We start from the raw sequence: 23,466 nt of genomic DNA, 5'->3' as shown, positions 1-23,466 counted from the left end.
TTAATAAGGAGTTATTATGAAAAAAACTAAAGAAAAAGAAAAATCAGTTGAATTAGATGACAACGCAAGAATCTTTCAAATGATTACTGAATATGAAAAAAATCAAAAAATAGATCCTAAAGATTTTATAGATATGTTTGAAAAATCATTGACTAGAATTTTAGGTAAAGAAATCGATCCTGAAATTGAAATAAAATTAGAAATGGACAAAAAATTAAAAGTAGCTAATATCTATAACATCAACGGATTAGTAGTAGAAGATAAAGATATGGATGAAACTAATGCTTATTTCAACATTTCATTATCAGAAGCTAGAAAAATCCTACAAGATGTACAAGTAGATGATCAATTTAAAATCTTGATTGACTTAAAGAATTTAAAAAATGTTTTATCAATTAAGAAAAATGGTGATGAAAAAGTTAAAAAAATCTACTCAGCTATTTTTAATGCTTTAAAACAAAATTTATCAGAATACAAAAAGAAGCAAATTTACTTAAAATTTATTGAAAAAGTAGGAGAAAAATTTTGAGCAACTGTTTTAGATAAAAACAATGATGGTTCATTTAATGTTAGTTTAGAACTAGATAATGAAATTTTTTCTGCCTTTTTACCTACTTCAAACATTTCTTCAAAAAAGACATTACAAAATGGTCAAAAAATTGAGGTAATTTTGGAATCTGTTAGTGAAGAATCAAAATTATCACAATTATGTGTATCAGTTGATTCACCAAAAATTTTGTTAGAAAAATTAAAACGTGAAATTCCAGAAATTGCTAATGGTTTAGTAGAAATTATTGACCTTGTAAGAATGCCGGGCGAAAGAACAAAAGTTGCAGTTAGAAAAACTGAATTAGCACCAGAAAGTATGGATGAAATTGGTTCAATCATTGGAGTTAAAGGTGAAAGAATTAATGCGATTTCTGCTGAATTAGATGGTGAAAAAATTGACATTATTAGATATTCAGACAATCTAAAACAATTTTTACAATCAGCTATGAGTCCTGCTAAAGTTATTGATGTAGTGCCTAGAAAGAATGAAGAAAATTGCAAGAGTTTTTATGTAATTGTTGAAAAGAAAAACTTAACAAATTCAATTGGTAAAAAAGGTATTAATGTTTCTTTAGCATCTAATTTAACCAAAACCAAAATTGATGTTTTAAGTGTTGAAGATGCACAAAAGAAAAATATTGCATTCCAAAAGAATCAAAGTACTGAAAGACCTAGAACTGTTAAAAGTAGTGAAACAAATTACAAGAAAACAAAAAGTAGTCATAATGAATACTTTAACAACATCAATATTGATTTAAATGAATTTAATTCTGATCTTGAATCATTTAAAGAAAAAGAACAAGAAATGATTGATTCACAAAATCTTCTAGATATGAATATTGAAGAAATATATTCAAAACACATTGAAGAAGAATTAAAAACAAATACTGAATTATCAGAAGAAGTTGAAGCTAAATTAGAAGATAAAACTAATGTAAAAGAAACTTCAAGTCAAACAAAAACTAACTACAAAGAAGTTAAAGAAGCTATTAAGAATTTCAAAAGCGATAAAGATTTGGCAAACTTTGGTCTTGACAGCGATATAAACCTTGAAGATATTGAAGATGGCGACTGAGATTAAAAAAAATTACAATTTCACTAGAAAATGTATTGCCACTAATCAAATAACCGATATTAAAAATTTAATTCGCTTTAATCTTTCCAAAGTTCAAAAGAAAGTTACCTTAGACTTAAAAAGAACTAAAAAAGGTAGAGGTGCTTACTTTATTCCTACAGTTGAAAATTGAGAAAAAATTGTTAAGACAAAATCTTTAAATAGAGTTTTTAGATTAAATGTCGACAAGAAAAATTATGAAAAAATTCAAAAAGAATTGGAGGACAAAAAATGCCTAAAAAAAATAGAATAAGTAATGTTGAGGACGTCAAGCATCAACTTTATGAAGTTAAAACAGAAGTAAAAGATGGAATTTTTGTTTTTACTAATAAAATGTCAATTGTTGATTTTGCTTCTAAAATTCAACAAAATGCTAATGAAATTGTTAAAAAGTTTTTCCTTAAAGGAAAAATGTATCCAATCAACCACGTTTTAGAAGAAGAAGAAATTGCTGAATTATGTGTAGAATTTGGACTAGACTTTAGAAAAGAATCAAATATTGATGCTAGTAACTTTTTAAGTGCTGTTGAATTTCTAGATGATGAAAAAAATCTAACTCCTAGACCTCCAATCGTTACTGTAATGGGTCATGTTGACCATGGTAAAACTACATTAATAGACAAAATTAGAAAAACTAATGTTGCACAAACTGAAAGTTCAGGTATTACTCAACATACTGGTGCTTACCAAATTGTTTATAAAGATAAAAAAATAACTTTTATTGATACTCCTGGTCATGAAGCTTTTTCTGAAATGAGATCAAGAGGGGCAAAAATTACTGATATCATCATTTTAGTAGTTGCTGCTGATGATGGGGTTATGCCCCAAACCAAAGAAGCTATTAAGCATGCTAAAAAAGCTGATGTTCCAATGATTGTTTTTGTCAATAAAATGGATAAAAAGAATGTTGACTTAGACAGAATTAAAGGTGAATTAGCAGAAAATGATGTTTTAATTGAAGAATATGGTGGAGATACACAAATAGTTTATGGTTCAGCATTAACTGAAAAAGGAATCGATCAACTTTTTGATGCTATCAACATTTTGGCTGAAATTTTAAACTTAAGAGCTAATAGAAATAGATATCCAATAGGAACCGTAATCGAATCAAGAATTGATAAAGGAATAGGACCAGTTTCAACTTTAATTGTTGAAAATGGAACTTTATATAAAGGTGATTTTATAGTTGCTGGTTCTTGTTGTGGAAGAATTAGAACTTTAACCGATTCTACTGGTAAAACTTTAGAAAGAGCGCATCCAGGTGCACCTGTTGTAGTTTCTGGACTAAATAATTCTCCTTTAGCTGGTGATAGATTTATTGGTTTTCAAGATGAAAAGTTTGCTAAAAAAATTGCTAGTGCTAAAGAAAGTGCTGATAAAAAAGAAAGACTTTTAGGTACCACACAAACCATCAATTTAAACGATGATCACAAAATCATTAATGTAATTATTAAATCTGATGTTCAAGGTACAGCAGAAGCAATTAAAAATAAAATTCATGGTTTAGCAAATGATGAAGCCTCAGTAAATGTTATTGCTGCTAGTGCCGGTCAAATAACTAATAATGACTTATTAGTTGCTCAAGCATCAAAAGCTATCATCTTTGGTTTTAATATAAAACCTACCCCAAGTATTAAACAAGCAGCTAAACAAGCTAAAATTGACTTAATTGTTCATGATGTTATTTACAATATTATTGAAGCTGTCGAATTAATTTTAGAAGGTGAAAAAGCACCTGTTTATGAGGAAAGAAAAATAGGTTCAGCACACATTATTAAAATTTTCAAATACTCAAAAGTTGGTAATATCGCTGGTTGTTTAGTAGATGAAGGAATTGTAAAATCAACAGCTAGAGTAAAACTTTTTAGAGGCAAGAAAATGATTCACACTGGCTTTTTAGACTCATTGAGAAGAGATATCAATGATGTTAAAGAAGTAGAAAAAGGTAAAGATTTTGGTTGTCATTTTAAAAGATTTGAAGATATTGCATTAGATGATGTTCTTGAATTTTTCGAAGATGTAAGAGTGGATATTCCAGTTAATAATACAGTTTCTACTACTAAAAATAATAACAAAGGTAAAAAATAATCTTAAGAAGGTAAATTATGGAACTAAAAAACTATATTAGAGATATCAAAGACTTTCCTAAACCAGGAATTGACTTTAAAGATATTTCACCTTTATTAGCAAATGGTCAAGCATTAAACTATACCATTAACAAAATGGCAGAAATTGCCAAAGATTGTGACATTATTGTAGGCCCTGATGCTCGTGGTTTCTTATTTGGAACTCCTACTGCTTCATTTTTAAAAAAACCATTTATTATGGTTAGAAAACCTGGTAAATTACCTGGACAAACTATTTCTATGGAATATGACTTGGAATACGGGTCAAACAAACTAGAAATTCAAAAAGGTTTTGTTAAACCGGGTCAAACCGTTGCGATTGTAGATGATGTTTTAGCAACAGGTGGAACTACAAATGCAATTATTAAATTATTAGAATCACAAGGAGCAGTTGTTAAAAAAATAATTCTATTATTAGAATTAAAAGACTTAAAGGGAAGAGAAAAATTTCCTAAAAACATTGAAGTTCATTCATTAATTGAAGTTTAATAAGGAGAAAAATGTTTTGCGACTTAACAGAAAGAAAAATAATCGAAATCATTGAAGAAAATAAGTTAACTAAAATTTCTAACTTATTAAAATACATTGAAAAAAATCCATTGTTACTAGATAACATCGAAATGTATCAATTAGCTTCTTATGCTAATGATTTAAGAAAAGGTGAAAAACCTTCATACATCGAAACCAATTTATTGAACTCAATTAGAAAAAATTTACCTAGTTTAAATAAAAGAACTTTAGAAATTTCTGACCCTTCTTGTGGGGTAGGTATCTTTTTACCTATCTTATTGCAAAGATATGAAAACACTAAAAGTGTCATTAATTTTACTTTTATTGACAATGATAAAGAAACCATTGAAATTGCTAGAGCACTTTCAAGAATGATGGTTTTAAAAAGAGGAAGAAACGTTAGTTTTAAAGTTGGTGAATTTTTAAGAAAAAGAACTTTAAAAGCAGACTTACTAATTAGTAATTTCCCAAATTATAGAACCTCATATACCAATTTACGTAAGCAATTTCCAGGGTTATCAAAAGATCTTCCTGGGGTTCAAAGTATTTCAACTTTATACCTTAAAAAAGCTTTAGTTTTTGCTAAAAATATTGTTACTATTCTACCTAAAGCCTTCTTATTTTCAAATGAATTTAAAAAGCATAGAGCACATATTTCAAGAAGACACATTAATGCGATTGTGGATTTAGACACTAAAGGTTTTATTAACCAACAATCAGAAAATATTGTTTTATTCGCGCAAGTTGACAAGAAAATTGATTTATCAAACAACGTTGAAATTTACAATGTAAAGCAAGAAAAATCTCACTTGATTAATCAAAGATTTATGACTAGTTCAACTTATCCAAATTGAATTTTATATAGAAATACTTTCTTTAACGCAATTGCCAAAACTATGATTTTTGACACATTTAAAGTAAGTAAACATAATAATATTGAAAACACAAGCAAACAAAAAGCAAATTACAAATGACTAATTCAACCTTTTAATATTAATGAAAAAAATCAATTAATTACTACTGAAAATGACACTTATTTTAGTCAAGAGGAAATTAAACCTAACACTAATATAGCAAAAACCATTGACAAAGAAACCTACATTTTAAATGTTTTAAATAATAGATTTCAAGTAATTAAAAAACCAATAGGTAGTGCAATTAGCGACAAAATGTACCAATTGGAATTTGAACCAAGCGAAGAAAATTTAAAAGTTTTAGCAAAACATTTAAATTATTTAAATTCTGAAGAATTCTTTGAATTCTATCAATTAGCAACTAACTATTCATCAAAAAGTACAGCAATCGATTCAAATACCATTTTCTTTTTTGGTCTAAAAGAAGAAGAAAATGTAAATAAAACAAATTCATTTACTCAAAATATTAAATTAGAAGATGAACTTCAAGAACAAGAAAACATTGACATTAAAAAATATGATGAAGAAGATTTTAATGAAGATGACTTTAGAGATGATGAAGAATTCGATGAAAATGAAACAGAATTTTAATTCATAAGGAGAATAAATTATGGAAAAATATACTGATCAAGAAAGAACAAGAAGGAATAAACTAAAATTCTACGAAGAAAAAAAGATTATCCCTTTTAAAAAAGCATACAAATTAGGCAAAATTTCTTATAGCGATCAAATTGTTGATGCTTACAATAAAAAAACTAGAGAGTGACTAGAAGAAAACGCTAATAATGTAACTATTACTGGAAGAATAATGGGACTTAGAGGACCTTTTATCATTATTCAGGACTACCATGGAAGAATTCAAGTTTATTTTAATAAAAAAGCTTATCCTAAATATGCTGAATTAGTTGACACATTTGATTTAGGAGACATTATTTTGGTTAAAGGTCAAGTAATGAAAACTCACACTGGCGAAATTTCAATTAGAGCAACTAAATTGGAACTTTTAACCAAGTCATTAAAACCTTTACCTGAAAAATTCCACGGTTTAACCGATGTTGAAGAAAAATACAGACATAGATATTTGGATTTATTAACTAATAGTGATTCTGTTAAAGCTTTTTGAACTAGAACTAACATTGTTAAAATTATTCGTTCTTATTTCGACAACTTAGAATATATGGAAGTTGAAACTCCGATTTTAAGTGATTATTTATCAGGAGCTGCTGCTAGACCTTTTACCACTCATCATAATTCTTTAAATCAAGAATTCACTTTAAGAATTGCAACTGAAATTCCTTTGAAAAAACTTTTAGTTGGTGGAATTGATAGAGTTTATGAAATTGGAAGAATTTTTAGAAATGAAGGCTATGATACTACTCATAACCCTGAATTTACTTCTATAGAGTTTTATGAAGCATATTCAAATATCGAAGGAATGATGCAAAGAACTGAAAAATTATTTAAGGAAATTGCTAAAAAGTTAAATATCAAAACTGTTATTAATAATGGTGTAGAAATTGATTTAACTAAACCTTTTGCTAAAATCGATATGATCGACGCAGTTTCAAAAGCTACTGGTAAAGATTTTAGAAATATTACTTTTGAACAAGCATCAGAAGTTGCTAAAATCCATCATGTTAAAGTAGAAAAATTCTTTACTACCGGTCACATAATTAATGGTTTATTTGAAGAATTAATTGAAAAAACTTTAATTCAACCTACTTTTGTTTATGGACATCCAATTGAAATTTCACCTTTAACTGCTAAAGCAGATGATCCTCGTTTTACCGAAAGAGCTGAATTATTCATTAACACTAAAGAATATGCTAACATGTATACCGAACTATCAGATCCTATAGATCAATTAGAAAGATTCGAAAGTCAATTAGAAGAAAAAAATAGTGGAAATGATGAAGCTAGCGATATCGACTACGATTTTATTGAAGCTTTAGAATACGGTATGCCACCAGCTGGTGGATGTGGAATTGGAATCGATCGTTTGGTAATGCTTTTTAGTCAAAAATCATCGATTCGTGATGTTCTTTTATTCCCTACTTTAAGAAGAGTTAAAAGATAATAAATTTAATATAATTTAAAACTATATAGTTGAATTAATAAATTAAGCTAATTTTAAGGAGATATTATGGCTAAATTTAATAGAGTAATAATGATTGTTACTGATGGTTTAGGTATCGGAGCAGATAGAGATCAAAAAGCATTCGGTGATTCTGGTGCTAATACTCTTTTATCAGCATCAAAGTCAAGATTATTCAAAATTGATAATTGAAAAAAAATGGGTATTGGAAACATCGTTAATTTAGATGACAATTACCGTTATCCAAATCAAATTGCTTACACCGCAAAAGTTCAAGAAGTTTCAAACGCAAAAGATACTCTTGCCGGACACTGAGAAATGATGGGAATTAAAACCGAAGTTCCATTTCCAACCTTTTTTGAAAATGGTTTCCCACAAGAACTTTTAGATGAATTAAGTAAAGCATTTGATGGTAGAAAAATTGTATGCAATAGATCAGGATCAGGTACAGAAATGATTTCTGAATTTGCTGAACAACAAAAAAGAGATGGTTCAATCATTGTTTATACTTCAATGGATTCAGTATTGCAAATTGCTGCTCATGAAGAATGAATTGGTTTAGAAAACTTATATAAATATGGTAAAGAAGCAAGAAGAATTTGTTCTTCTAAACCAGAATGAAACGTAGGAAGAATTATTGTTAGACCATTTGTTGGTGAAAACGGAAATTACACCAGAACCTTTAATAGACATGATTATGCTAATTCACCTCGTCCAATGATTTTAAATGAACTACAAAAAGTTGGCGTTACTGTTTCTGCTATTGGTAAAATTAACGACATCTTTGTTGGCCAAGGTATTTCAGAAACCTTCCATTCAGATGGTGATGCTAACGGAATGGACATTACCATTGATTTAGTTTCTAAAGATACTAAAAAACAACTTATTTTTACTAACTTAGTTCAATTTGATTCACACTACGGACACCGTCGTGATGTTGATGGTTATGCAGAAAACATTGCTATCTTAGACCAAAAATTAGGCAAATTAATGCAAGCTATGAAAGAAGATGATTTATTAATCATCACTTCAGATCATGGTAATGACCCATTATATCCTGGTTTTAATCATACTCGTGAATTTTTACCAGCTACCATTTATTCAAAAATGTTTAAAAAACCATCTGTTTTACCAAACTTTAATGGTTTAGGAACATTAGGTAACATCATTGCTAAAAACTTTGGTGTTGATATCGTAACTGAAACTGGTGATGATATTTTCGACAAATTAATTTAATTTCATTAAACAAATTTAAAAATCCATAGGCAAATATGCTATGGATTTTTTGTTTAAACTTTTTTATTGGCTTTGAATTTGTTCGCTTTTTAATTCTTTATCTTGTTCATCAGCATCAGGACTATTACTTTGTAGTTGCTTATTCTTTTTAAAATTGCTAAAGTCTAATAGTCCAAAAATTGCTCCTAATAAAATTGTTATTCCTAAAACATAAATGTATCAAGGGTGTAATTTTCATTTTGGATCAATTATTAATAACATTGGTTCAATTAACATAGTTCAAAATGAATAAGTTATATTTATGCTTGTTGCTTTAGGAACGCTTAATTGACTTAAAGCTCTATAATAAAGCATAAAGGAAATACAAGCAAAAAAACCAGCAATAACTAAAAAGAAGAAACACTTTTTAGTTTCAGTACTAAAATAAACAATTCCGCTTTTGCTATAAGCACCAAAACTAGGTAAAAGAATAACTAGAAAAACAATTACTGAAGTTAAACTTCTTAAAAAGATTGAAACATAAGGATCAACATTACTTTCTAAGCTTACAGATGATAAGAATGCTTCAAGTCCTCAAGCAACTACTGCTATAGAAATAAATAAATAACCTTTTCAACTATTTGGATCTTTTCATCCTGCAATAATCCCAAATGAAACCGCTGCTGCTACCGCAATTAATAAACCGACTATGGTGTTTCAACTTGATTTTTTCTTCATAAATAAATAAACACACATTGTTGATAAAATAGGAAATAGCGTTGAAATTGATGTCGCTTTTGAAGCACCTATTTCAATCATTGCCATTCAATACATTGCAGTTCCTAATGGAGCACCTAGAAAACTACTTAAAATTAAAATTCAAATTCTTTTGTTTTTAAAAGGGAACAAAATTGCTAAATTAAAATTTTTCTTAATTATTGGTACCAATAAAAACGATCAACATAAAGTAAATAATTCGATAAAAAATGCAGTAATAATTCCAAATTTTAATGCGCCATTAGTGCCCATATTGGTTTCAACGCCAGAATATAAAGTAGCAAAAAAAGTTAGTGATAAACCGCTAATTGCTCAAAAAATTGCTGAAAATACGGCACCTAAATTTTCAAATATTTGTTTTTTATTTTTAGAAAATACCATAATCACTCTCTTTTAAAATTTTTGTATAAATCTTTGCGTTATTCAACATATGTTTTAAATAATCTTGACCTATATCATCACCCTTATCCATATATACATATGTTCATAATCATCATAAATAACCCAATATTGCCATATAACCATAAATTCTAATCAATTGCTCTTTGGTTGGTTTTTGGTTTAAAAAATAATAGCCAATAGTTTTATCTAATCATTTTTTATCATAAAAAGCACTAGTAGCAAAAGCAGCAATATCAATTAATGGATCGGCATCTCCAGCATATTCATAGTCAATTAAAACTGTATTTTGTTCCTTATCAATCAAAATATTGTCAGGAATAAAATCAATATGACAAAGTGTTTTAGGAATATTTAAAGCTTTTAAATGGTTTAAGATCACAAAAATATTATGAGTTAATTCGCTTTCTTTTTCCACATTCTTTTTACTTTTAGTGATTCCTTTTAAATATTTATTGATTTCTTGTTCAATATTAAACTCTTGACCCAAAACATATTTTTGGTCATGGAATTCTCTAATCATTTTAAAACTGCTTAAAACTTCAGTTTCATTATATTGATCAACATTTTTATGATCAATTGCGAAATATGAAATCTTAGAAAAAGTTATAGGGTTATAAAAATATAATTTTTCAGCAAACCTAAAGTTTTTAATTAAAGAATAAACTTTTTGTTCTCTTTTTCTGTCAATAATGTTTTCTGTTCCTTTACCTGCAGAACGATAAACAAATTTGGTGTTATTAACTACAAAAGAAAAAGAATTGTTTGTAAGACCTTTTTTAATAGTTTGAATCTCATTAATATCATCAATTTTTACATTAAACAATTTTGCTATTTCAGTTAAACATCTATTAGAATAAAGAATTTTTCTTTCTTTATCAATTTCATAAATGTTTTCTAAATTATCAATTTCAAAAACATTATTACTTTGATCATTAGCTTTGATCTTATTATTTTTAATTAGTTCAAATAAACATTCTTCTCAATATGAGTTTTGTTTAAATTCATCATTTTTAATATATTCATTTAGAACTGCTAAGTATTTATTTGAAAACTGTTCATCAAAATATGCTGGTCCAGTTATATAAAATTCATTTTTATTTAAGTATGAAGGTTTTAAATTAATAATGTTATTATCTTTATCTAACTTTGTTCTTCATTCATAAACTTCTGCTGAATCTGATTGATTTTTAATAACAGTTAAATAAGGATGTTCATCTTTATCATTGAAAAAATTTTTTTCAATTCAAGCATCTGAATTTAAAATATAAGTATTTTTTAATTTATCTTTTGCTAAAAACAATGAATACATTGAATTAGAAATGTTAAATTCTTTGTTGTAAATTATATTTAACTTGTATTTATTTTTAATTTCTTCAAAAGCTTCTGACATATAACCAACAACAATTGTAATATCGGTTATTCCTACACTATGTAAAAAGACAATTTGTCTTTCTATCATTGATTCATTATTTTTGATTTTAATTAACCCTTTTGGATTATCAAAAGTTAATGGTACTAATCTAGAACCAAAACCTGCTGCTAAAATAATCGCATTTTTTTCAATTCTTTTTTCGTTTCTTATCATTTAATAATTAAGTTCCTATTTTGTTAAAAGTTTATTAAACTTAATTATACAAGCATAACAACATAATAATTGATGTAATTCAACAAACTCTTATTTTTTTAAAATAAGAAACTTTATTAAAGTTAATAAATCAATTTTTAAATTAAATATTTATGTCAATAATTTTGTTATTAATTTTTGTATTATCCTATTTTATAGTCAAATACACAAATTTTAATTTCATTAGATTTTTAAAATAATTCTTGCTTTTGTCTTTTAGAAATTAGCAGTTTATTCAAAGTCAAAAGTATAAATTTTGAATTGAACAAACCGATTTTTTATAGTTCTATTATAATTATTACTAAGGACAAATATGACAGACAAACAACTGAGAACTTTAAATTTGTTAAAAGAATTTGTACAAATAGCAAATGAAAATAATTTAGATTATTTAATATTTTATGGAAGTCTTTTAGGAACAATTAGACACAACGGTTTCATTCCTTGAGATGATGATGTTGATTTAGTAATTTCTAAGGAAACTTTTGATTTCTTAAAACAAAATTACTTACACAAATTAAAAATCAATGAAAACAGTAATAACTTTTTATTAATCCCAAAGTTTTCTAATGATGAAGACACCAACGAAGAAGCAGTGTTTTTAGACTTGTTTGTTGGGGTTCCAACTACAAACAAAAGAATTAAAAAGTACTTATCTATTAAAAATAAAGTTAGATACATTCACAGCTTTTCGCATAGAAGAACTTTTAAATGTCAATGAGGTATTAGAGCGTTAAAACCGCTTTTATGTTGATCTTGATTATCAAAAAGATACTTATTTAATGATGCTTATAATGATTTATTTGATAAAGACGGAAATTTATTTGCTATTATAAATTGACCATTTAAAAAAGTTACCTATAACAACATCTTTGACAACATTGATTTTAAAAATTACACTATGCATCAATTTGAAGACATTCAAGTAAGAGTTCCTTCAAATTGAGAAGAAATATTTTTAAAAAATTATGGACCAAATTGAAAAACTCCTATTAAGTATAAAATGTCAGAGCATTTAGGTATGTACGATATGAATGTATACACCACCAAGAAGAAAAACAAAGAATAAAAAACAGAGAAAATTCCATTGTTGGTTTTCTCTGTTTTTTTATATTTTAGTTTATTTTTATATTGCCTTTGAAGCTTCTTTTTTAACATTTTCATAAATGTCAAAGAATTTCTTGTATGCTTCTTTTAATTTTTCTATTGTAGTTTCACTAAAAGGCTTGAATAATTCTTTTCTTGCTTCTTCAATAGCATCATTTAATTTCTTTTTCAAATCATTGAATTTATCTTCCTTCATTACTGAAGTTTCATATTCAATAGCAGCATCAATCAAATCACGTAATTGAATTTTAGTTCTATCTCCAATGTCATTGTAAACATTGGTATCAATAAATTGCGAAAAATCAATTACTTCAATATATAAAGGTGATAAATTATCTTTTGTTACAGTAATAGGGTTTTCATGACTATAATCAATTGTTTTTAATGTTTCAACAAACTGATAAATGATTTGCATTTTCTTTTCGTTCGTTTTTAAAAATGAAATATCGACAAATTTTATTTTTTGATCAAAGTTTTGAATATCTAAAATTGGTAATAGTTTTAATTTTAAAATGTTTTCGATGTCATCTTTGTTTTTGTAATCTAAGAATTTTGAATATGTTAGTAATTCTGACATAACTCCATCATTTTTAGCTTTGATAATTGCTTTTTTAAATGGGTTATCTCTTTGAGATTTAAAACCTTGTTTTACAACAGGAATATTTTGATCTAATACTTCAATGTTTTTAAATTGACCATTCCCAATATCAATTTTCTTTTCAACTTTTAGATTTATCAATAATACACCGTCAATATCATTTGGTAATAATGTGCATTTGTATATGAAATTTGTGTCTGAATCATTTACTTTAACATTCTTTTCTTCAATTTGTGAAGGGTAAATATTTGCTATATCTATTGGTTTATTGTTATTATCTACAAAGTCAATCTTTAAATCATATGGAACCAATAATGAATCAATTTTATTGTTAATATCTTTTCTTTGACCAATAATGTCTGTAAATTCATCCTGAGCTTTTTTATAATATTCCTCGTATTTTTTAACAGGAACATTAACATTTTTAGGATAAGAATAATCATTAACAAAAACATTATTAGAAGAATCTAATTTTTCATAAAAGTATTTGTAAATACTTGGCGAAATTCTAGATTGGAAATTCTCTTGTAAATTTGCTTTAACAAATTTGTCTAAATTCGAGCAATTATTATACATATGCTTTTTCTTTAATTTTTCAAAAGAAGCATCAGAAATTAAATCTTTAAATTTTGCTAAAAATCCTGCTGCTGTTGTATTATTCAAACTAGAAGCATTGGTTTCAAATTCAGTTTTTAATTCTGAAATTTTATTTTTTAAATCATCAATAATTTGTTTGTCATCTGTTGAGTCTAAAACATTAACAACAATTTCTGGTAATAATTTTGGTTCTAATTCTTTTGCTAAAAAGTTTTTCTTAAATTCTTCCAAATCGTTTTTATATAACAATTGTAGTTCAACTCTTGCTTCTAATTTGTTTAAAACTTCTTTTTCTACCGCTAAAGCCTTAGGGTACATATCATATAACCCAATTACTTTTTGAAAATCGTTTATTGTACTTGTGATTTTATCTTGATTTAAACCTGCTTCAGACAAGTTAATACCAAATTTTTCTAAACTTGATTTATAAAATAATGATTTTTGGATATTTTGAACACTAGAATGAGCTAAATCAAAGAAATTTGTAGAATCATTTGAATAATTTAGTAAATCTAAACTTGCCTTGTCTGCTATTTCTAAGATAAGACCCATTTTTTTGCTAGTACCTTTTTCAATTTTAAAAACACCTGTTTTTGGATCAGAATTTTTAAATAAAGATTCTAATGAGTTTTTAATTTCGATAATTTTTTGAACCTTATCTTTATCATAGCTAAAAGTTACAATGCTTGGATTTTGTTTAATGATGTCTTCATTATTTTGAATTCTTTGTAACAAGTCAGTAGCTAAATTCAAACTTTTTAAAACATTATCTTTAGGAATTTTTTTGAAATTAATTAGATTTAAATTATTTTTAAAATCAATAGTTCTATATTTAAAGTAGTTTAAATTTCTTTCGTATTCTTCTCTTGTTTCAACCAGAGAATGAGATTTATTTTTGTAATTAGTTAAAAATTCTTGGATGTCTGCTTTTAATTTTTGTTCATTTTCATCACTATTTGGTGAATTAATTAAGGTTTCAAATTCAGCATTTTGTTTTCCATAATTAACTTCATCATAAAATTTATCTCTTGAAAGTTTTAGTGATTCTCACATTGTACGAATGCTATTAACTAATCTTGATAATGAATTTTTGGCAACAATAAAATATTCTTCATTAAAACCTATTTTTTCTGACAAAATTTTAGCATTTGCTATTTCGTTTCTCAAAATAGACATATATTCTTTAACTTCTTTATTATTTTTATTTCTTTCATCAAATGAATTTAAAAAAGCTTCTGATTTTCTAATTTGCTCATTTAATATTTGTTTTGATGAAGAAATAACTTCAATTTTCTTGCCATATTTTGAATAAAGATAGTAAATAATTGTTCCACTAGCAGCAGCTACTGAAGCACCAAACAATGTAAATAAAGTTATTAGCATTCCTTTAAAAAATTTTTTCTTCTTTGGTTTTTGTTCAGGTAACGCATATATTTCTTCGTAATTAAAATAGTCCATAATTCTTCCTATTTTCTATTGATTTTTTATTTAATTTAGTATTAATATATATTTTATATTAATAAGTGCTTTTTTTAATTTGTTTATTGTTTTTCTAAAAATAATCTTTAATAAAAAAATATTAATTTTTAAAAATTCCTATTTTTTGTTTTTTTATCTTTTTTCATATTAAAATATATTCAATATGAATTTAGCAAATGAAATTAGACCCAAGAAACTAGATGATATTATTGGCCAAAAAGAAGTAATAAAATTACTTAAAAAAACTGTTGAAAGAAAATTTTTAACTAACTTTCTTTTTTTCGGTCAACCAGGAATAGGAAAAACAAGTATTGCTACCGCTTTGGCTAATGAATTAAAACTAAAATATGATATTTTTAATGCGGCAAATGATTCTAAAAATGTTTTAGATAAAATGCTTCAAGAAAACGAAATTATTATCATTGATGAAATTCATAGAATGAACAAAGATAAGCAAGACATTTTATTATCTAAGTTAGAAAATAACAAAGTTATTGTTTATGGCACTACTACTGAAAATCCTTATTTTAGGATAAATCCTGCATTAAGAAGTAGAATGAATATCATAGAAATTTTACCTATTTCAATTGAAGAAGTAGAAGAAGGTTTGAAGAAAATACATAAGTCAAATTTTTCTGAAGTTGAAATTTCTAACAAAATATTTAAGCAAATTGCAGTATCTAACAATGGTGATTTAAGGTCTTCTATCAACGCTTTGCAAATGCTTTGTGTCTTATCTGAAAATAAAAAAGTGGTAGAAGATGATTTAAAAATTTTAACTTCTAATATACATTTTTATAGTGATAAAAATAGTGATGCTCATTACAATAACTTATCTGCTTTTCATAAATCACTTCGAGGTTCAGATGTTGATGCCGCTTTATATTATGGGAATATAATTATTAAATCCAGAGACCTTTTAGGTTTATATCGGAGAATGACAGCAGTAGTATATGAAGATATTGGATTAGCAAATCCAAACTTAGCATTAAGATTAGAAGCTGCTTTTCAAGCTGCTGAAAGATTAGGTTTTCCAGAAGCTAAATTGCCATTAAATCATATGATTGTCTCAATTGCTTTATCTCCAAAAAGTAATTCAGTTTATCAAGCAATTGAAAAGGTAAATAATTTAATTGATCAAGGCAACATTTATGATATTCCTAACCACTTAAAAGATGCTCATTATAATTCAGCAAGCAAACTAAACCGAGGATTAAATTATTTATATCCTCACGATTATCCAAACTCATTAATATATCAACAATACTTACCAAATAAAATCAATAATATTTCGTTTTTTTATCCGAAAGAAAATGACGATATAAAAATCGTAAATTACTATAAAACAGTTGAAAAAGTAAAAAAAGAAGGGAACAAAAATGGAAGAAATTAACTTTAATGAAATTAAAAATTTCGAAGATTTAAAACTAGCAAAAAATAAAGTTTATTCACAAAATGGAATACTTTCAATTCATTATGAAAACATTAAAAAAGCACCTGCTGATCAGAAAAAAGAATTAGGTAAAAAAGTTTATGAACTAAAAATGTTTTATGATGAAAAATTCAAGGAAATTGAAGAACAAATCAACCAAAAAATTTATGAAGAAAAAATCAATAATGAGTTTATCGATGTAACAAAAGACCAATTTTTTGCTGCTTCATTACACCCAATTACTTTGGTTGAAGAAAGAATTAGAGATTGATTTATCCAAAACGGATTTTTTGAATCTGAAGCTGGTGAAATAACTACTGATGAATTAAATTTTGAAAAATTAAACATTCCTAAAGATCACCCTGCTAGAGCAATGCAAGATTCGTTATACATCAATAAAAGTTTGTTATTAAGAACGCATAACACTGGAATTTCCGCTGAAGTTTTAGCACAAAACCCTAACCAAATAATTAACAACTTTGCAATTGGTTCAGTTTATAGAAATGACGAAGATGATGCTACCCACTCACATCAATTTAGACAAGTTGATATAGTTTCAGTAGGACAAGTAAGTTTTGGTAATTTGATTTGAACTTTAAAATCTTTATTAAGTTATATTTTTGAAGAGGAAATTAAAATTAGATTAAGACCAAGTTATTTCCCTTTTACTGAGCCTAGTGTAGAAGTTGATATGTTTTATAAAAATAAATGAATGGAAGTTTTAGGTGCAGGAATGATTCATAAAAATGTGTTAGAAGCAGCAGGTTTTGACACAAATAAATTTAATGGTTTTGCCGCAGGTCTAGGTATTGAAAGATTAGTAATGATCAAATACAATATTTCTGATATTAGAGAACTATATAAAAATGATCTACGCTTCCTATACCAATTTAAAAATGAAAAATAGTTTTTTATCCTTTGTAACTAATGAAAGTAAAAAACCTTACTTTATAAAATTACAAGAAAGAATAAATCAAGAAGCTAAAAACCATGTCATTTATCCTGAACAAAAAAATATTTATAGAGCATTAAACTTTTTTGAAGCCAATGAAACTAAAGTTATTATTCTAGGTCAAGACCCTTATCCAGCACCAAATCAAGCAGATGGTTTAGCCTTTAGCACATACGATTCAAAAACTCCAAAAAGTTTACAAAATATGATCAAGGAAATTAAAAAAGATTATCCAGAAGCAGTTTTTGAAACTAACTTATTAGATTATTGAGCGACTCAAAAAGTTTTGTTGCTAAATACTTGCTTATCAGTTAATCAAAATTATCCTAATAGTCATAAGAATTTTGGTTGAGAAACTTTTGTAATAAATTTACTAAATTTTGTAATAGAGCAAAATCCAAATGTTTTATTTGGAATTCTAGGAAATAATGCCAAAAATATAGTTAGCAAATTAAACATACCTGAAGAAAACAAAATTATTTCTTCACATCCTTCTCCTTTGGGATATTATCAAGGATTTGAAAATAGTCATTTTTTTAAAAAGATAAATGATAAATTGGAACAAAAAATTGACTTTAGCATTAGAAAGGTTAATTAAAATGATAGTAACATTATTAAATTTAAAAAAGAGATTAGGCAACGAAAAACAAAAAGACATTGTTAAAAAATTAACAGTTAATGATTTCGAAAAAGCATTTAATTCTTTAGGATATGAAATCGAAGAAACTAAAAAATTTTCAAATCTTAAAGGTTTAAAGTTTGCCAAAATCATTGAAGTTCATAAAAATCCTAATTCTGAAAACTTAAATGTTTGCAAAGTTCAAGTTGACACTAATAAATTTTTAACAATTCAAACAGTTGCTAAAAATCCAAAAGTTGGACATATGACAATCATTTTTCCAGCAGGTTCTGAAAAAGATGGACAAGTATTTCAAAATAGAGAACTTAAGGGTATTGTTTCAGAAGGAATGTTTTCTGGATTAAGTGAATTGGGATATGACAATAAATATTTAAACTTATCAAATAACGATGATATTTTTATGTTTACTTTATATAAAAGTCAAAATGAAGAAGAATTATACAAACTAGACCCCATTGAATATTTTGAATTAGATGACTATATTTTTGATATTTCTGTGGCTGCTAATAGAAATGATGCTAATTCATACTATGTAATTTGTAAAGAATTAGCTGCTTATTTTAATCTTGATTTTATTTGAAAATATGATGCAAACAATAAGATTAAAAAAACTTTCAATACCAAAATTAAAGTTCAAGAATTTGATCCTGAATTAGCACAACATTTAAGTTATTTAGAAATCAAAAACCCACATCATAATCTTGATAAAAGTGATTACATTTTACCTTCTAAATACCGAACTCTTTTAGCAAAACACAGCATAAAAGTAACTAATGATTATGCAACTGATTTAGCTAATTTATGTTTATTAATGACTGGTGTTCCTATATTAACTTATGACAGAAACTTTTTTGGTAATGAAGTAAAACCAATTTTATATTCCGGAAAAATTAATTTGCCAAATCAAAAAGTAATTGATGTTCATAATGTTTTAGCTTTACAAAATGAAAATAATGAAATTATTAGTTTACCTCAAGTAACTAATTGCAACAAAACTATTATTAATAAAAATAAAGCAAGCAATATTGTTTTTGAAATAGGAATCTTCAATGGAACATTAGTTAGATCAAGTGCTACTCAAAGTGATTTATTAAATAACTTTTCAATGCAAGGTGCTAGAACTATAAATTACGAAATGTTAAGAATTGCATATTGATATTTAATGCATAAATTTAATGAATTAAAACTTAAGATTTCTAACTTAGTTAACCAATTTATAGTTAAAAAAGGAAAAATCATAAGCCAAAATAAAAGAAAATTAAAGCTTTATATTAATTCAAAAAATTCCAAAATTAGCCCTAAAGAAATTGCATATATCGATAACAATAAACTAAAAAAGATAGGCTTTACTATTAATAAAAATAGATTTATTCCGCCTGCATATCGTAATGATATTAAAAACTTTGAAGACATTATTGAAGAATATTGTAGATTTTATGGCTACGACAACATTAAGGAAGATGAATGTATTTTTGCTCCTTATAAAATTAATAAAAGAGACAATAGAAAAAACTTACTTAAAGCACAAGGTTACACTGAAATTAGAACTTATAGTTTAGTATCAGTAGAAAAAAATTATTTAAATCCTTTTAACTTTGAGCAATCAGTTAAATTAATGACATTTGTTTCGAAAGAAAGAGAAGTTATTAGAAATTCAATAATTACTTCAATGCTAGAAGTAGCAATTTATCATAGCAAGCAAAAAATTAACAACTTTAGTTTTTTTGAAGAAGGAATGATAAACGAAAATCAAAAAGTTTTTGGTTTAGTTTCTAGCGTTAAAACTTTTGAACAAATGAAACAAGACATTGTTAATATTCTTTGTTTAGAAAACTTAGAATTTGTTCCTTTTAATGATAATGAATTTATTCATAAAAATGCTTCTGCTAAGATTATGCTAAATAATAAAATGATAGGTTGAATCGGAAAAATTCATCCTAAATTACAAACACCAAATTGTTTTGTTGCTGAATTTTTCAAAATGCCAATAGAAAGTGAAAATCAAAAGTTAGTTTCTAAAACAATTAACTATGAACCATTAAAAAGTATTGATTTGACCTTCGCTTTGAACATTAATGAACATTTAGAAAATAAAATAAAAGAAATTAAATCTTTGGTTTCTGTTTTTGAAATATCATTTATAGATAGTTTTATCAAAGAAAATCAAAATTATGCAACTATTAGAGTAGTAGCAGATAGTGATTCAATCGAAATTCTTAACAAGAAATATAATGGTTAAAGGAGTTAAGTAATTATGTACAAGAAAATTAAGTTAAAAGATAACATAATTGGAAATGCGATTAACAAAGAATTTGTTAGACAAAAAACTAACATTGAATTAATTGCTAGTGAAAACTATGTTTCAAATGATGTTTTAAAAGCAACTGGAAGTATCTTGACTAATAAATATGGAGAAGGTTATCCAGGCAAAAGATATTATGGTGGATGCGATAATGTTGACATTGTCGAATCTGAGGCAATCAATAGATTAAAAAAACTTTTTAATGTTGAATATGCAAATGTTCAACCTTATTCTGGTTCTGTAGCTAATGCTGCTGCTATCGCTTCTATTTGTAACTATGGTGACAAAATTATGGGTTTATCATTAGCATCTGGTGGTCATTTAAGTCATGGATACAAAATTAGCTTTTCAGGTAATTTTTATGAAGCAATAACCTATGAAGTTGACCAAAACGGTTTACTAGATTATGAAGAAATTAAAAAAATAGCAATTAAAGAAAAACCAAAATTGATCATTTGCGGTTTTTCTGCTTATTCAAGGATTGTAGATTTTGCTAAATTCAAAGAAATTGCTGATGCTTGTGGTGCTAAATTAATGGCTGACATTGCTCATATTGCTGGTTTGATTGTTGCGGGCGTTCATCCAAGTCCTGTAGGCTATGCTGATATTATCACCTCTACCACTCATAAAACTCTTAGAGGTACAAGAGGTGGAATTATTATGACTAATGATCCAGAAATTGCCAAAAAAGTAGATCGTTGAGTTTTTCCTGGATATCAAGGTGGTCCTTTATTCCATTCTATTGCTGGAAAAGCAGTTGCTTTTTATGAAGCATTACAACCTGAATTTAAAAAATATGGTCAACAAATAGTTGAAAACACCCAAAGTTTTGTTAATGCTTTTAAAGAACTAGGAGCTAAAATTATTTCTGGTGGTTCTGATAATCACTTATTTATAATAGATGTTTTATCTACTTATGGTATTGATGGTGTTAGTGCTCAAAAAGTTTTAGAAATGATTAATATAACTACTAATAAAAATTCCATTCCTTTCGATCAACTACCTCCAAGCAAGACTTCAGGATTAAGATTGGGAACAGCAGCTATGACTTCTAGAGATTTTAAAGAATGAAAATTGCTAGCAACAATTATTGATGCGGTTTTAAAAAACACAAAAAAGATGTTAGAAAGTTTAGAATTTGCTAAAATTATTGTTAAAAAATATAAACCAATCGTTATTGAGTTAAATAAAAAGTACCCAATTAAAAGGAGTTATTAAAAAATGAATAAATTTTACATTCATGTACAAAATTTTTTAACTACAACAACAATTAAACCATATCAAATGTTTCACTTCTTTTGGTTCTTTGTTTTTGTAGCTATGGGAGCTGCTTTAATTGCTGTTTTCAAAAAACCAAAAGCATTCACTATTAAAGCAGTTATCTTAACCTTTTGAGTAGGTCTAGTAATTCTAGAAATACTAAAACAAATTTATGCTGCTGGAAGAGAATTCAAAAATTACCACGATGCACATTACTTGCATCCGATTCAACTTTGCTCAATGCCATTAATTTCAATGTTAGTATATGTAGTAGTACCTTCAAAATTTAAAAGAACATCAAACGGAATTCTTTCATATGTTGGAATATTAAACTTGTGATCAGGATTATTTGTTATGTTATATCCTGGTGATGTGTTTACAAACCAATTATTTATTTCTTTCCAAACAATGCTTTATCATGGGATTTTATTAACAACTGGATTATGAATTGTTGTTAGAAACCTTTACAGTGATGAATTTTCATACAAAACAAGTTGAAAACCATTAGTTTTTGCAATCGCTATCTTTATGGGATTCTTCCTATTTGCTACCTTTAGTAATGAAATCATTTACTGAGCAAACAAAAAATCTTCAAAACCATACCATGGAAACTTCTTTAATGTTAGCCACCGTCTTCTTTCACCTTACACTGGCGCTGTTCCTGCGTTGAAAAAGACTCCTTATGGAGTATTTACATTCTTATATGTAATAATTACTATCTTTGGATTTTCACTATTCTACTACACTAACTTTTCAATCGGTTATGGTTTGAACAAATTGGAAAACCATATTGTTAACAAGAAAAAACTTGTTAAGGAAGCTAACAACTAGTTATGCAACAAGAAATTGTTACTAATTTCGAAAATAAAATTCATAGCCTTTTAAATTATGAATTTGCAACCAAACCTAAAGCATATGGTTATTTTCATCTTAGTTATTTAATTGCTACAATTTGTATTGCTATTGCCTTAATTGCAATTTTTAGAAAACCTACTAAAAAACAAGTTAAATGAATTTACTTTGCTTTTTATATTGTTTTATTTACTATTGAGCTATTTAAACAATTATTAGGAACTGGACAGCATTTTAAATCTTATGTTCATCATCAAGAATATATTCCATTAATGCTTTGTTCAATGCCTTTATATATAATCTTGATATATTTACTTGTTCCTTTAAAATATGAAAAAACTAACAATGTCTTTTTATCGTATTTAACTATTTTTAATCTTTGAACCGGTTTATTTGTAATGCTATATCCTGGTGATGTATTTATCAAAAACATTTTTATTTGTCATCACACAATGATCTATCATGGTATTTTATTAATTCTAGGTCTTTGAGGAACAATCAGAACTATAGTCAAATTTAATTTTGAAACCATTATGTGAGCAGGAGTTATCTTTATTACCTTAATGGGATTAATTGCAATTGGTAATGAAATTCTTTACCAATTGCATAAAGCAAACAAATTAATTGATCCACATACAAAGAGTGAATTTTATCCAAACTTATTCAATATGTCTCACAGAAGATTATCACCATTTATTTCAGGTATTGCCTTCTTGAAAAAATCACCATATTGACTAATCACATTAGCATACATTCCTGTAACCATTATCTTTTCAAGTTTAATCTATGCCTTATTTTCTGGAATCGGAATCGGAATTTCTAAACTTGAAAACAAAATTGCTTTAGCAATTAAAAACAAAAAACAAGCTAATCAAAATCAAGAATTAAAACAAAATAGTTAATTAAGCACTAAATTAACAA

18 protein-coding genes are annotated in these 23,466 nt (G+C 26.4%); 15 read left to right on the top strand and 3 right to left on the bottom strand.

Features of this window, described 5'->3' with window-relative positions; genetic code table 4:
• The first annotated feature begins 16 nt into the window (after positions 1-16).
• From ACJA25_RS01420 to ACJA25_RS01390, 7 genes are all read left to right on the top strand, one after another.
• The gene (locus ACJA25_RS01420) at positions 17-1,630 is read left to right on the top strand and encodes a transcription termination/antitermination protein NusA (RefSeq protein WP_406616013.1); all 1,614 of its coding nucleotides are present in this window, start codon (positions 17-19) and stop codon (positions 1,628-1,630) included.
• The gene (locus ACJA25_RS01415) at positions 1,614-1,916 is read left to right on the top strand and encodes a YlxR family protein (RefSeq protein ID WP_406616011.1); all 303 of its coding nucleotides are present in this window, start codon (positions 1,614-1,616) and stop codon (positions 1,914-1,916) included. The genes ACJA25_RS01420 and ACJA25_RS01415 overlap by 17 nt, the downstream gene beginning before the upstream one ends.
• Complete coding sequence (gene infB, locus ACJA25_RS01410) at positions 1,895-3,751, top strand: translation initiation factor IF-2 (RefSeq protein WP_406616009.1); 1,857 nt, start codon at positions 1,895-1,897, stop codon at positions 3,749-3,751. Before ACJA25_RS01415 ends, infB begins: the two co-directional genes overlap by 22 nt.
• Before the next feature lie 17 nt (positions 3,752-3,768).
• Positions 3,769-4,278, top strand: a complete 510-nt coding sequence (locus ACJA25_RS01405) for an adenine phosphoribosyltransferase (protein WP_406616007.1) — start codon at positions 3,769-3,771, stop codon at positions 4,276-4,278.
• An 11-nt stretch (positions 4,279-4,289) separates the two neighbouring features.
• Positions 4,290-5,804, top strand: a complete 1,515-nt coding sequence (locus tag ACJA25_RS01400; protein WP_406616005.1) for a DNA methyltransferase — start codon at positions 4,290-4,292, stop codon at positions 5,802-5,804.
• 19 nt (positions 5,805-5,823) lie between these two features.
• Positions 5,824-7,290: a lysine--tRNA ligase gene (gene lysS, locus ACJA25_RS01395; protein WP_406616003.1), complete on the top strand. Its 1,467-nt coding sequence runs from the start codon at positions 5,824-5,826 to the stop codon at positions 7,288-7,290.
• Between the two features lie 66 nt (positions 7,291-7,356).
• On the top strand, positions 7,357-8,544 hold the full coding sequence (locus ACJA25_RS01390; protein ID WP_406616001.1) for a phosphopentomutase: 1,188 nt from the start codon (positions 7,357-7,359) through the stop codon (positions 8,542-8,544).
• 63 nt (positions 8,545-8,607) lie between these two features.
• Here the strand turns inward: ACJA25_RS01390 and ACJA25_RS01385 are convergent, their stop codons facing one another.
• Entirely contained in the window at positions 8,608-9,681 is a 1,074-nt protein-coding gene (locus ACJA25_RS01385) for a DMT family transporter (RefSeq protein ID WP_406615999.1), read from the bottom strand.
• Positions 9,668-11,287, bottom strand: coding sequence for a sugar phosphate nucleotidyltransferase (locus tag ACJA25_RS01380; RefSeq protein ID WP_406615997.1), 1,620 nt, complete (start codon positions 11,285-11,287; stop codon positions 9,668-9,670). The genes ACJA25_RS01385 and ACJA25_RS01380 overlap by 14 nt, the downstream gene beginning before the upstream one ends.
• A 352-nt stretch (positions 11,288-11,639) precedes the next feature.
• Between ACJA25_RS01380 and mf1 the strand changes: the two genes are divergently transcribed.
• Positions 11,640-12,395: a diacylglycerol cholinephosphotransferase Mf1 gene (gene mf1 / locus ACJA25_RS01375; RefSeq protein ID WP_406615995.1), complete on the top strand. Its 756-nt coding sequence runs from the start codon at positions 11,640-11,642 to the stop codon at positions 12,393-12,395.
• Between the two features lie 57 nt (positions 12,396-12,452).
• Here the strand turns inward: mf1 and ACJA25_RS01370 are convergent, their stop codons facing one another.
• A complete protein-coding gene (locus tag ACJA25_RS01370; RefSeq protein WP_406615993.1) occupies positions 12,453-15,086 on the bottom strand; it encodes a hypothetical protein in 2,634 nt (877 codons plus the stop codon).
• A gap of 184 nt (positions 15,087-15,270) precedes the next feature.
• Here ACJA25_RS01370 and ACJA25_RS01365 point away from each other — a divergent pair, with 184 nt between their 5' ends.
• The 7 genes from ACJA25_RS01365 to ACJA25_RS01335 are packed head-to-tail and all read left to right on the top strand — an operon-like array spanning position 15,271 to position 23,447.
• Positions 15,271-16,500, top strand: a complete 1,230-nt coding sequence (locus tag ACJA25_RS01365) for an AAA family ATPase (RefSeq protein WP_406615991.1) — start codon at positions 15,271-15,273, stop codon at positions 16,498-16,500.
• Positions 16,487-17,446, top strand: coding sequence for a phenylalanine--tRNA ligase subunit alpha (gene pheS / locus ACJA25_RS01360; protein ID WP_406615989.1), 960 nt, complete (start codon positions 16,487-16,489; stop codon positions 17,444-17,446). Before ACJA25_RS01365 ends, pheS begins: the two co-directional genes overlap by 14 nt.
• Complete coding sequence (locus ACJA25_RS01355; protein WP_406615987.1) at positions 17,436-18,089, top strand: uracil-DNA glycosylase; 654 nt, start codon at positions 17,436-17,438, stop codon at positions 18,087-18,089. Before pheS ends, ACJA25_RS01355 begins: the two co-directional genes overlap by 11 nt.
• Before the next feature lies 1 nt (position 18,090).
• Positions 18,091-20,370 carry a phenylalanine--tRNA ligase subunit beta gene (locus ACJA25_RS01350; RefSeq protein WP_406615985.1) on the top strand — a complete coding sequence of 760 codons (2,280 nt, stop codon included), beginning with the start codon at positions 18,091-18,093 and terminating at the stop codon, positions 20,368-20,370.
• Between the two features lie 15 nt (positions 20,371-20,385).
• Entirely contained in the window at positions 20,386-21,651 is a 1,266-nt protein-coding gene (glyA, locus tag ACJA25_RS01345; protein ID WP_406615983.1) for a serine hydroxymethyltransferase, read from the top strand.
• A 3-nt stretch (positions 21,652-21,654) separates the two neighbouring features.
• A complete protein-coding gene (locus ACJA25_RS01340; RefSeq protein ID WP_406615981.1) occupies positions 21,655-22,524 on the top strand; it encodes a hypothetical protein in 870 nt (289 codons plus the stop codon).
• A 2-nt stretch (positions 22,525-22,526) separates the two neighbouring features.
• On the top strand, positions 22,527-23,447 hold the full coding sequence (locus ACJA25_RS01335) for a hypothetical protein (protein ID WP_406615979.1): 921 nt from the start codon (positions 22,527-22,529) through the stop codon (positions 23,445-23,447).
• The last annotated feature ends 19 nt before the right edge of the window (positions 23,448-23,466 follow it).

Origin of the sequence: Mycoplasmopsis hyopharyngis, from assembly GCF_045276885.1 — a bacterium.
Taxonomy (GTDB): Bacteria; Bacillota_I; Bacilli_A; order Mycoplasmatales; family Metamycoplasmataceae; genus Mycoplasmopsis; species Mycoplasmopsis hyopharyngis.
Note: the sequence above shows the minus strand (reverse complement) of the source record. Positions and strands in the feature narration are given on the sequence as shown.